At 60.8% G+C, this 12,135-nt stretch carries 10 protein-coding genes; 8 read left to right on the forward strand and 2 right to left on the reverse strand.

Annotated features, from left to right (window positions below):
- The first annotated feature begins 50 nt into the window (after positions 1-50).
- Entirely contained in the window at positions 51-1,976 is a 1,926-nt protein-coding gene (locus EL191_RS08255; RefSeq protein ID WP_041978191.1) for an ATP-binding cassette domain-containing protein, read from the forward strand.
- Between the two features lie 18 nt (positions 1,977-1,994).
- Positions 1,995-2,681 (forward strand): DUF6901 family protein, encoded by a 687-nt coding sequence (locus EL191_RS08260; RefSeq protein WP_017361529.1) that lies wholly within the window; start codon positions 1,995-1,997, stop codon positions 2,679-2,681.
- An 83-nt stretch (positions 2,682-2,764) separates the two neighbouring features.
- Here EL191_RS08260 and EL191_RS08265 read toward each other — a convergent pair whose 3' ends face one another.
- Together EL191_RS08265 and EL191_RS08270 are read right to left on the reverse strand one after the other, a co-directional pair.
- On the reverse strand, positions 2,765-3,214 hold the full coding sequence (locus tag EL191_RS08265) for a universal stress protein (protein WP_017361528.1): 450 nt from the start codon (positions 3,212-3,214) through the stop codon (positions 2,765-2,767).
- A gap of 118 nt (positions 3,215-3,332) precedes the next feature.
- The gene (locus EL191_RS08270) at positions 3,333-4,154 is read right to left on the reverse strand and encodes a DNA glycosylase family protein (protein ID WP_041977989.1); all 822 of its coding nucleotides are present in this window, start codon (positions 4,152-4,154) and stop codon (positions 3,333-3,335) included.
- A gap of 468 nt (positions 4,155-4,622) precedes the next feature.
- Between EL191_RS08270 and fadB the strand changes: the two genes are divergently transcribed.
- The 6 genes from fadB (at position 4,623) to EL191_RS08305 (ending at position 12,134) form a co-directional block, all read left to right on the forward strand.
- Complete coding sequence (gene fadB / locus EL191_RS08280) at positions 4,623-6,770, forward strand: fatty acid oxidation complex subunit alpha FadB (protein WP_013714768.1); 2,148 nt, start codon at positions 4,623-4,625, stop codon at positions 6,768-6,770.
- 30 nt (positions 6,771-6,800) lie between these two features.
- Positions 6,801-7,976: an acetyl-CoA C-acyltransferase FadA gene (fadA, locus tag EL191_RS08285; protein ID WP_013714769.1), complete on the forward strand. Its 1,176-nt coding sequence runs from the start codon at positions 6,801-6,803 to the stop codon at positions 7,974-7,976.
- A gap of 73 nt (positions 7,977-8,049) precedes the next feature.
- Positions 8,050-8,292 (forward strand): DUF1653 domain-containing protein, encoded by a 243-nt coding sequence (locus EL191_RS08290; protein ID WP_013714770.1) that lies wholly within the window; start codon positions 8,050-8,052, stop codon positions 8,290-8,292.
- A gap of 247 nt (positions 8,293-8,539) precedes the next feature.
- Positions 8,540-11,149 (forward strand): type I DNA topoisomerase, encoded by a 2,610-nt coding sequence (gene topA / locus EL191_RS08295; protein WP_017361524.1) that lies wholly within the window; start codon positions 8,540-8,542, stop codon positions 11,147-11,149.
- 149 nt (positions 11,150-11,298) lie between these two features.
- Positions 11,299-11,817: a DUF6586 family protein gene (locus EL191_RS08300; RefSeq protein ID WP_026041968.1), complete on the forward strand. Its 519-nt coding sequence runs from the start codon at positions 11,299-11,301 to the stop codon at positions 11,815-11,817.
- An 80-nt stretch (positions 11,818-11,897) separates the two neighbouring features.
- Positions 11,898-12,134, forward strand: coding sequence for a hypothetical protein (locus tag EL191_RS08305; RefSeq protein WP_013714773.1), 237 nt, complete (start codon positions 11,898-11,900; stop codon positions 12,132-12,134).
- Position 12,135 lies beyond the last annotated feature (1 nt).

A 12,135-nucleotide genomic window follows, 5' to 3' on the forward strand; every position in this document is an offset into this window, starting at 1 on the left:
AGCCGGCTGGCAACTCGGGTAGAATGCGCCGCCTGTTTCTGGAGATGCCCATGACCCTGCTCAAGTTTGCCGATGTATCCCTCGCCTATGGCGCTATGCCCCTGCTCGACGGAGTGTCCTGGCAGATCGCACGGGGCGAGCGGGTGTGCATCATTGGCCGCAACGGGACCGGCAAATCGAGCATGCTGCGCCTGGTCAAGGGCGACCAGATGCCGGACGACGGCGAGATCTGGCGTGCACCGGGGCTGAAGATTGGCGAATTGCCGCAGGAGCTGCCGCGCGCCGACGAACGTACCGTGTTCGATGTGGTCGCCGAAGGCCTGGCGGGCGTGGGTGAGCTGCTGGCGCGTTATCACCATCTGGCGCAGAACATTCAGGGTGATGACGACCTTGAGCAGTTGATGCACGTGCAGCAGGAGCTGGAGGCCAAAGACGGCTGGCGCCTGCAGCAACTGGTCGACAGCACCCTCAGCCGCCTGCAGTTGCCGGCGGACAAGACCCTGGCCGAGCTGTCCGGTGGCTGGCGCCGCCGTGTGCTGCTGGCTCAGGCGCTGGTGTCCGAGCCGGATCTGCTGCTGCTCGACGAGCCCACCAACCACCTGGACATCGGCGCCATCGCCTGGCTGGAAGAGGCACTGAAGGATTTCGGTGGCGCCGTGCTGTTCATCACCCACGACCGCTCCTTCCTGCAGAACCTGGCCACGCGCATCCTCGAACTGGATCGTGGTGGCCTGATCGACTGGAACGGCGACTATGCCAGCTTCCTGGTGCACAAGGAGCAGCAGCTGGCTGCCGAGGAAACTGCCAACGCGTTGTTCGACAAGCGTCTGGCCCAGGAAGAGGTGTGGATTCGCCAGGGCATCAAGGCCCGCCGCACCCGTAACGAAGGTCGCGTGCGTGCGCTCAAGGCGATGCGCGCCGAGCGTGCCGAGCGCCGTGAACGTCAGGGCAAGGCGAACATCCAGCTGGAAACCGCGGACAAGTCCGGCAAGCAGGTGATGGTCGCAGAGAACGTCAGCTTCGCTCATAACGGCGGCCCGTGCCTGGTCAAGGATTTTTCCATGGTCCTGCAACGTGGCGACCGCATCGGCCTGCTCGGCGCCAACGGCACCGGCAAGACCACGTTGCTCAAGCTGCTGCTGGGTGATCTGCAGCCAAGCAGCGGCAGTATCGAGGTCGGCACCAAACTGGAAGTGGCGTATTTCGACCAATTACGTCACCAGCTCGAGCCGGAAAAGACAGTGATCGACAACGTCGCCGAGGGTCGTGATTTCATCACCATCGATGGCCAGAATCGCCATGTGCTGAGCTACCTGGGCGACTTCCTGTTCAGCCCGCAACGGGCCCGTACCCCCGTCAAGGCGCTATCGGGTGGCGAACGGGCACGACTGTTGCTCGCCAAGTTGTTCAGCAAGCCGGCCAACCTCTTGGTGCTGGACGAACCGACCAACGATCTGGATGTAGAAACCCTGGAACTGCTCGAAGAAGTGCTGCTCAACTTCCCCGGCACTGTGCTGATGGTCAGCCACGACCGTGCCTTCCTCGATAACGTCGTGACCAGCACCCTGGTATTCGAGGGTGAAGGCAAGGTGCGCGAGTACGTCGGTGGCTATCAGGACTGGCTGCGCCAGGGCGGCTCGCCGCGTTTGCTCGGCGTGGGGGAAAGCAAGTCCGGCAAGGCCGAGCTGGCCACGGCCATCGTCGAAGCGCCGGCTCCGGCCGCAGTGACTCCCGTTCAGGAGAGCGCAGAGCCTGCGAAGAAGAAACTAAGCTACAAGCTGCAGCGCGAGCTGGAAGCGATTCCCGGGCAGATCGATGCCCTGGAGCAGGAAATGGCCGCGGTACAGGAGCAGGTATCCGATCCTGCCTTCTATCAGCAGCCGGTGCAGATCACCACGGAAGTATTGGCGCGTCTCGAGCGCTTGCAGAAAGAAATGGACGCGTTGCTCGAGCGCTGGGCAGAGCTGGAAGGCTGACGAAGGAACGAACGGGCAATGGCCATCGAGTACCGCATTACTCTCGACGACAATCATCAGTTCAGCTACCGGATCGAGCTGAATCGCGAATATGATCCTGCGCAGGCGCAACAGGCACCTGCCTGGACCCGCCTCGGGCATCAGCAGTGCAGCAATTGCCCACTCAGTCGCGAGCAGTTCAGTCATTGCCCGGCTGCAGTCGATTTGCATCGGGTGATCGAGGACTTTCGTGGCTTGCCGGCGTTCAAGAAGGCCAGCGTCTGGGTGCGTACGCCAGAGCGTGAGTACACCAAGCATGTCGGGCTGGAAGAGGGCCTGCGGGCGCTGCTTGGAGTGATCATGGCCACCAGCGCCTGCCCGGTGCTGGCGCGCCTGAAGCCAATGGCGCAGCACCATCTGCCGTTTGCCAACAATCAGGAGTTCATCCTGCGTGCGGTATCGCTGTACCTGTCGCGGCAATACTTCAATATGCGTGAGGGGCGCCTGGCCGATTGGGAGCTGAAGGGGCTGGTGCGTCTGTTCCAGCAGCTCAAGCTGGTCAATCAGGCCTTCTGGCAGCGTATTCACGACACCTGTGAAGGCGACTCCAATCTCAAGGCCTTCCTGACCTTCTTCTCGATGTCATCGAGCATGACGGTGTCGCTGGAAACCCAGTTGCAGAAGATCCGCCCGCTGGTCATGAGTGCGGGCGAGTCGCTCGAGTAGGCCGAAGCCAACAAGTTCGCCACCTCCCACGGGTAAAGCCAACGCAGCTACTGTGTGGGAGGGGCTTTAGCCGCGACGCGACCTCAAGCGCCTTTTTCGCCTTTCTTCAGACGCACTGCGAGCACATCGCAGGGCGCGCCGTGTAGCACGTCATTTGCGGTGGAGCCCAGTAGCAGGGCCAGGCCGTGGCGTCCATGGCTGCCGACCACGATCAGATCGCAACCCTGCTCTTCGGCCAGGCGGTGAATTTCCTGGCGTGGCTGGCCGTAAGCCAGGTGACGTTGGTCAGCGGTGAGTTCCGGGTACTTGCCGGTAAAACTGTCCAGGCGCTCGCGTGCCTGCTCGAATTGCTGCTGTTGCAGCATCGACAGGTCCATCGGCACGTCGCCGCCAAAGGCCATGGCCATTGGTTCGACGATGTGCACCAGTGACATCTTGGCACCGCTGGCCTGGGCCAGCTTCTGCGCACGGACCACTACAGGGTCGCATTCCTCGGTCAGGTCTACTGCGACCAGAATGTGCTGGTAGGGCATGGTGAACTCCTCCTTAAGGAAGCAAATGGCTCTGGCTCAAGTATGGCCCCATTGTGGGCGATAGGGCGACTGGCATGAACGGGCAATGGGTGGCCAGGCAGGCCGGAAATAAGGGGCATCAATGCTGGCCGGCAGCGTACTGGGCGGCAACGCCTTCCAGGCCTTCGATGATGCTGTCGGAGTATTTGCTGATCAGAAACGGTACGGTGTTCTCGTTGTAGTTGCGCAGGGATTTCTCGATATAACGCCACTTGGTGCCGATGGAGTTCAGCGCTGCGTTGATCTCCGGGGTGTTCTGCTGGGCGCTACTGAGATTATCCAGCTTGCTGGCGAACTCGCCGGCAAGCTCGTCGATGGCGCGTTCTTCGCCGCCGCCGAAGAAGCTGGCGCCAACCGAGGCACTGCGTGAAGCATAGTCCAGTGCGATGTTCTGCATCAGCAGGCTTTGCTCGCGGCTCTTCTGGGTCAGCGACGGTACGCTGAAGCCGCTTTCTTGCTGAATCTTCTGATACAGCTCCTGACTAATGGCCATGAGACGCTGGTTGTTGTCGGCCAGGTCGGCGACGGGCTGCAGGTCGGTAAAGCCCTGGTTGCGCATGGCTTCCATCAGGGCCTGTAGGCCGCTGCGATAACTTTGCCAGTTGGTTTGCAGCTGTTCTCTCAGCGCTTTGCTCGCCTCGCCGGGCATTTCGCCCAGACCATCCAGGTGAGCCTGGCCCTCCTGCAGGGACTCGGCAATCATCCGGGCATAGCGCTGGTCACCTTCCATGCCGTTGTACATGTAGAAATCGCCCAGGCTCTTTTGCGTCGCCAGGCGCAACTGATGCAGGCGTAGCAGGTCATCGGCCGGTGCGGCGCTGAGCAGGGGAGGGGATAGCAGCGTGAAGAGAAAAACGAGCAGGGTGCTCAGGGGAAATGCAAGCGAACGGCGGCTCGACATTGGCGACTCCGTGTGGCCCATCATGGGGCTCGATTTGTTTTTGTATTGCTCACGGATGGCCCTGTGCCAGCCGAAAGTGAGACGACTGTACCCGGAGCCTGGGCGTTTGGCTAGGCGCTCGGGTGTGCCTGCAACGGACGGGAAAACGCGGGCAATGGTGCGATATTGACGCGGTTTATCGATATCCCGTGAAGCCCGCGAATGACCAGGGTTATAGAAAACGTTCGGAAAACGACGAAAACAGGCCAATTGACAAGCGCAGGCTTTTCCCTGAAGGTGTGCACACCCAAATCAAACGGGCGTATGAATTGAGCGTTTGCCTGGTCAGGCGCGCCGTTTACAGCCCGAATATCGCGTCGGTGGGTGTGTCGTACCGATTGGAGCTATGCTCGACGGCTGTGCCGTGAGCTGGCCTGCCGGTTGGCTCCGATGTGTACTGTTCAGCTTCCATACCGTGGAGATCAGTTGATGATTTACGAAGGTAAAGCCATCACGGTTAAGGCTCTTGAGAGCGGCATCGTCGAATTGAATTTCGACCTCAAGGGTGAGTCCGTCAACAAATTCAACCGTCTTACCCTCAACGAGCTGCGCGCTTCCGTCGACGCGATCAAGGCTGACGGTTCGATCAAGGGCGTGATTGTCACCAGTGGCAAGGACGTGTTCATCGTCGGTGCCGATATCACCGAGTTCGTCGACAACTTCAAACTGCCCGACGAAGAGCTGGTGGCTGGCAACCTGGAAGCCAACAAGATCTTCAGTGATTTCGAAGACCTCGCCGTGCCGACCGTCGTCGCCATCAACGGCATCGCCCTGGGTGGCGGCTTCGAGATGTGCCTGGCCGGTGACTACCGCGTAATGAGCGAGACCGCCAAGATCGGTCTGCCCGAAGTCAAGCTGGGTATCTACCCGGGCTTTGGCGGTACTGTGCGTCTGCCGCGCGTGATCGGTACCGACAACGCTGTCGAGTGGATCGCCTCCGGTAAGGAAAACCGCGCGGAAGACGCGCTGAAAGTCGGCGCCGTCGATGCGGTGGTCGCTCCCGCCAAGCTCAAGGATGCCGCTCTGGATCTGGTCAAGCGTGCCATCTCCGGCGAGCTGGACTACAAGGCCAAACGTCAGCCCAAGCTGGAAAAACTCAAGCTCAACGCCATCGAACAGATGATGTGCTTCGAGACCGCCAAGGGCTTCGTCGCCGGTCAAGCCGGTCCGAACTACCCGGCGCCGGTCGAGGCGATCAAGACCATTCAGAAAGCTGCCAACTTCGGCCGCGACAAGGCGCTGGAAGTCGAGGCTGCCGGCTTCGTTAAGCTGGCCAAGACTTCGGTTGCCGAGAGCCTGATCGGCCTGTTCCTGAACGATCAGGAACTGAAGAAGAAGGCCAAGCACCACGACGAAATCGCTCGTGACGTGAAACTGGCTGCCGTACTCGGCGCCGGCATCATGGGCGGTGGTATCGCCTACCAGTCGGCCTCCAAGGGCACGCCGATCCTGATGAAGGATATCCGTGAAGAGGGTATCCAGATGGGCTTGAACGAGGCCTCCAAGCTGCTCGGCAAGCGCGTCGAGAAGGGTCGCATGACCCCGGCGAAGATGGCCGAAGCCCTCAACGCCATCCGTCCGACCATGTCCTACGGTGATTTCGGCAACGTCGACATCGTCGTCGAAGCCGTGGTCGAGAACCCCAAGGTCAAGCAGATTGTGCTGGCCGAGGTGGAAGCTGTGGTGCGTGAAGACGCCATCCTGGCTTCCAACACCTCGACCATCTCCATCAGTCTGCTGGCCCAGGCGCTCAAGCGTCCGGAAAACTTCGTCGGCATGCACTTCTTCAACCCGGTGCACATGATGCCGTTGGTGGAAGTGATCCGTGGCGAGAAGTCCAGTGAAGTGGCCGTGGCCACCACCGTGGCCTACGCCAAGAAAATGGGCAAGAACCCGATCGTGGTCAACGACTGCCCCGGCTTCCTGGTCAACCGCGTGCTGTTCCCGTACTTCGGCGGCTTCTCCAAGCTGCTGGGTTTCGGCGTCGACTTCGTGCGCATCGACAAGGTGATGGAGAAGTTCGGCTGGCCCATGGGCCCGGCTTATCTCTCCGACGTGGTTGGCATCGACACCGGCCACCATGGCCGTGACGTGATGGCCGAGGGTTTCCCGGATCGTATGGCCGTAGAAGGCAAGACTGCCGTCGACGTGATGTACGAGGCCAACCGCCTGGGCCAGAAGAATGGCAAGGGCTTCTACGCCTACGAGACCGACAAGCGCGGCAAGCCGAAGAAGGTCTCCGACCCGGCTGCTTACGAGCTGCTCAAGTCCATCGTGGTCGAAGAGCGTGAAGTGACCGACGAGGACATCATCAACTTCATGATGATTCCGCTGTGCCTGGAAACTGTTCGTTGCCTGGAAGACGGCATCGTCGATACCGCAGCCGAGGCCGACATGGGCCTGATCTACGGTATCGGCTTCCCTCCCTTCCGTGGCGGTGCGCTGCGCTATATCGATTCCATCGGTGTAGCTGAATTCGTCGCCCTGGCTGACAAATATGCCGAGCTGGGCGCCCTGTACCACCCGACCGCAAAACTTCGTGAAATGGCCGCCAAGGGCCAGAAGTTCTTCGGTTAACCGTGCAGCGAACAGAGCGAGAGTAGAAATATGAGCCTGAATCCTAGAGATGCAGTGATCGTCGACTTCGGTCGTACCCCGATGGGTCGTTCCAAGGGCGGCATGCACCGCAACACCCGCGCCGAGACCATGTCCGCGCATCTGATCAGCAAAGTGCTGGAGCGCAACGCCAAGATCGACCCGGCTGAAGTCGAGGATGTGATCTGGGGCTGCGTCAACCAGACCCTGGAGCAGGGTTGGAACATCGCGCGCATGGCGTCGCTGATGACCCAGATTCCGCACACCAGCGCCGGCCAGACCGTCAGCCGCCTGTGCGGTTCGTCCATGAGCGCTCTGCACACCGCCGTGCAGGCGATCCAGACCGGCAACGGCGACGTGTTCGTCGTCGGCGGCGTGGAGCACATGGGCCACGTCGGCATGATGCACGGTGTCGATCCGAACCCGCACCTGTCGCTGTACGCCGCCAAGGCGTCCGGCATGATGGGCCTGACCGCCGAGATGCTGGGCAAGATGCACGGCATCAGCCGCGAGCAGCAGGACGCGTTCGGTGAGCGTTCGCATCGTCTGGCGCACAAGGCCACCGTCGAAGGCAAGTTCAAGGATGAAATCATCCCGATGCAAGGCTACGACGAGAACGGTTTCCTGAAGATGTACGATTTCGACGAAACCATTCGTCCGGAAACCACCTTGGAAAGCCTGGCTGCATTGAAGCCTGCGTTCAATCCGAAAGGCGGCACCGTGACTGCAGGTACTTCCTCTCAGATCACCGATGGCGCTTCCTGCATGATCGTCATGAGCGCCCAGCGTGCTCAGGACCTGGGCATCCAGCCGATGGCCGTGGTGCGCGCCATGGCCGTAGCCGGTGTCGATCCGGCGATCATGGGTTATGGCCCGGTGCCGTCCACTCAGAAGGCGCTCAAGCGTGCCGGCCTGAGCATGGCCGACATCGACTTCGTCGAGCTCAACGAAGCCTTCGCCGCCCAGGCCCTGCCTGTGCTGAAGGATCTGAAACTGCTCGACAAGATGGAGGAGAAGGTCAACCTGCACGGCGGCGCGATCGCTCTGGGTCACCCCTTCGGTTGTTCCGGGGCCCGTATCTCCGGTACCCTGCTCAACGTCATGAAGCAGAACGGCGGCACTTTCGGTGTCTCCACCATGTGCGTGGGCCTTGGCCAAGGCATCACCACCGTCTTCGAACGCATCTAAGCGTTAGTGGACAAGAACCGGGGCCCAGTGCCCCGGTTTTGCTTTTTACGGCTTTTTATTTCGGGAACCGCTCATGCAGTTGCAGCCAGGACTCTATCGTCACTACAAAGGCCCGCAGTACCGTGTATTCGGTGTGGCACGTCATTCCGAGAATGAGGAAGAGGTGGTGGTCTACCAGGCGTTGTATGGCGAGTTTGGCTTGTGGGTACGACCGCTGAGCATGTTCTGCGAAGAGATCGAGGTGGACGGCAAGCGCGTTCCACGCTTTGCTTTGATTCAGGCTGAAGTCAGCCCTATCGGCAGTTTGGAAGTCTGACTGCGCATCCCCTGCGCTTGACCTTCGCTCGGTCGCCACTATATATAGCGGGGCCTTAGAACCTGTTCACGATCTGTTGCGCGTCGGCGCTACTGCGTAAAAAACAAGCTCGGAATGCTCATTTACCACTCGTAAACTCCGCTTCCTCGCTTGTTTTTGCCTTGTATCACTCTAGCTCACGAGCTCGTGAGCAGGCTCATATGGCTTCCAGCCTTCTATATTTCGCAATTCAGGAATTTTCTGATCCATGGGCAAATCGCTGGTCATCGTGGAATCCCCGGCCAAGGCCAAGACCATCAACAAGTATCTGGGCAGCCAGTACGTGGTGAAGTCGAGCATCGGCCACATCCGTGACCTGCCTACCAGCGGCTCGGCAAGCGCTACCAAGGAGCCGGCCAAGCGCGGCAAGGCCGCCGCTGGTGAAGCGCCTGCGCTGTCGCCCAAGGAAAAGGCCAAGCGTCAGCTGTTCGCTCGCATGGGCGTCGATCCCGAGCACGGCTGGAAGGCGAAGTACGAGATCCTGCCTGGCAAGGAAAAGGTGATCGAGGAACTGCGCCGCCTGGCCAAGGATGCCGACACCATCTATCTCGCAACCGACTTGGATCGCGAAGGGGAAGCCATCGCCTGGCACCTGCGCGAGTCCATTGGCGGCGATGACAGCCGCTACAAGCGCGTGGTGTTCAACGAGATCACCAAGAAGGCCATTCAGGAGGCCTTCTCCAAGCCCGGCGAACTGGACATCAACCGCGTCAACGCCCAGCAGGCGCGCCGCTTCCTCGACCGTGTGGTCGGCTACATGGTTTCGCCGCTGTTGTGGGCCAAGATAGCCCGTGGCCTGTCCGCCGGCCGTGTGCAGTCGGTGGCGGTGAAGCTGGTCGTTGCGCGTGAAAAAGAAATCCGTGCCTTCGTGCCGGAAGAATACTGGGAAGTACATGCTGATCTCGGTACCGCGAAGAACGCCAAGGTGCGCTTCGAGGTTGTGCGCGAGGGCGGTGCTGCCTTCAAGCCGGTCAATGAAGCCCAGGCCATGGCTGCGCTGGAGAAGCTCAAGGCCTCCAGCTACAGCGTGGTCAAGCGTGAAGACCGCCCGACCAGCAGCAAGCCGTCGGCGCCTTTCATCACCTCCACCCTGCAGCAGGCCGCGAGCAACCGCCTGGGCTTCGGTGTGAAGAAGACCATGATGATGGCCCAGCGTCTCTACGAGGCCGGCTACATCACCTATATGCGTACCGACTCGACCAACCTGTCCAACGACGCGGTAGAGATGGTGCGTGGCTTCATCGGCAGCGAGTACGGCGACAAGTACCTGCCGGGCAAGCCCAACCTGTATTCGAGCAAGGAAGGCGCTCAGGAGGCGCACGAAGCGATTCGCCCGTCCGACGTCAATCTGCGCCCGACCCAGCTGTCCGGTATGGAACGTGATGCCGAGCGTTTGTATGACCTGATCTGGCGCCAGTTCGTCGCCTGCCAGATGCCGCCGGCCGAATACCTGTCCACCAGCGTCACCGTGGCCGCCGGCGATTTCGAGCTGCGCGCCAAGGGCCGTATCCTCAAGTTCGACGGTTACACCCGTGTGCTGCCGCAGCAGAGCAAGCCGGGCGAGGACGATGTCCTGCCGGAAATGAAGGAAGGCGAGGGCCTCAAGCTAATCCAGCTCGACCCCAGCCAGCACTTCACCAAGCCGCCGGCACGCTACTCCGAAGCCAGCCTGGTCAAGGAGCTGGAAAAGCGCGGTATCGGTCGTCCGTCCACCTATGCGGCAATCATTTCCACCATTCAGGATCGTGGCTACGTGACGGTGCACAACCGTCGTTTCTATGCCGAGAAGATGGGCGACATCGTCACCGAGCGTCTCGACGAGAGTTTCGCCAACCTGATGGATTACAGCTTCACCGCCACCATGGAAGAGCACCTCGACGATGTGGCCCAGGGTGAGCGCGAGTGGAAGAACCTGCTCGACGAGTTCTACGGCGACTTCAAGAAGAAGCTCGAAGCGGCCGAAGCGGGCGAGGGCGGCATGCGTGCCAACCAGCCGACCCTGACCGACATCCCGTGCCGTGAGTGCGGCCGGCCGATGATGATTCGTACCGCCTCCACTGGTGTGTTCCTCGGCTGCTCCGGCTATGCGCTGCCGCCGAAAGAGCGCTGCAAGGCCACCATCAACCTGGTGCCGGGCGACGAGATTGCCGCGGATGACGAGGGCGAGTCCGAGTCCCGTGTGTTGCTCGGCAAGCATCGCTGCCCGATCTGCTCCACAGCCATGGATGCCTACCTGCTGGATGAAACCCGCAAGCTGCACATCTGCGGTAACAACCCGGATTGCACGGGCTACGAGATCGAGCAGGGTCAGTACCGCATCAAGGGCTACGAAGGGCCAAGCCTGGAGTGCGACAAGTGCGGCAGCGAGATGCAGCTCAAGACCGGCCGTTTCGGCAAGTTCTTCGGCTGTACCAACCCGAGCTGCAAGAACACCCGCAAGCTGCTGAAGAATGGCGAAGCCGCGCCGCCGAAGATGGACAAGGTGGAAATGCCCGAGCTCAAGTGCGAGAAGGTGGATGACACCTACGTGCTACGCGACGGCGCATCCGGTCTGTTCCTCGCTGCCAGCCAGTTCCCCAAGAATCGTGAAACGCGTGCGCCGCTGGTGCTGGAAATTGTCCCGCACAAGCATGAGATCGATCCGAAGTACCACTTCCTTTGCGATGCTCCGCAGAAGGATCCGGACGGTCGTCCGGCGGTGATTCGCTACAGCCGCAAGACCAAGGAACAGTACGTACAGTCCGAGGTCGACGGCAAGCCGACCGGCTGGCGTGCGTTCTACGACGGCGGTAAGTGGAAGGTCGAGGACAAGCGCTAGGGCCCGGCTCATGAGCTTCCGGGGGCGCCTGGTATTTGTATCCAGGCGCTAGCCCGCAAGATTGAAAGCCCTGAAATGCTGACGAGATACGCGTTTGGCTACGGGTCGACGCGCGTATCATGACCCGATCTGCTGTGGAGATCGCCGAGATGGCCAAAGAAATCTACACCCGCACCAATCAGAAGATTTTCTTCGCCGGTATTGCTCTGGATAACTGGCGCAAGGCCGAGGCGTCTTCCGCGTTCAACGTGCAGGCGCTGGTGCAGGCTGAGCGTGAGGCCGCGCTGTTTCACCTTTACGGTGGGCTCCTTGGGGTGTGCCATGAGATTGCGGGTTACTACCGCATGAACGACGCCGCGCCTTCGCGTGTCGAGGCGTTCGTTCAGCAGGCAGTACTCGAGGGATCGCCCAGCCCGGAGTTGGCTGAGCTGGTCGAGCTGGCGCAGCAGCGGGAAACCTGGCTGGCGCAATTGCTGGCTGCCTACGCTGAGCTGTTCCAGCCTCCGCGCGAGGAGCGCAAGGCCAAGGTCGATCCTTCGATGCCGTTGATCACGGCGGTTAGCGTCGGCGAGGAGCCTGTCGAGGTGAGCCTCGACGATATCGAGGCCTGGCGTCAGCAGCTCAAGGCCTTGATACTGCGTTTCCGCGAAGGCCTCAGTGAGTGCTGATTGGGTTTAACTGGACCAGTGGGCTGGGGATGACTCCGGCGGACTGTTACAATGTCGTGTTTTTGCACAGAGACTGAGCCATGCCTACATCCTTTCTGGAAATCGTCGAACTGCCCGATGGGCGTATTGCCCTGCGTCGTGCAGAGGATGAAGAGGCGCTGGTGACCCTGGACTTTTCCGCTGATGCCAAGGCTTTTCTGCAGGGGCAGCATATCGAGGTGGCCAAGGCCATGCTCAATGTCGGCGTGCAGATGGCCGGTCGAATGGCCGAAGGTGATTTCAGCACCGAGGAAGAAGGTCCGCGAGTCCTGCACTGAC

Origin of the sequence: Pseudomonas mendocina (assembly GCF_900636545.1) — a bacterium.
Lineage (GTDB): Bacteria > Pseudomonadota > Gammaproteobacteria > Pseudomonadales > Pseudomonadaceae > Aquipseudomonas > Aquipseudomonas mendocina.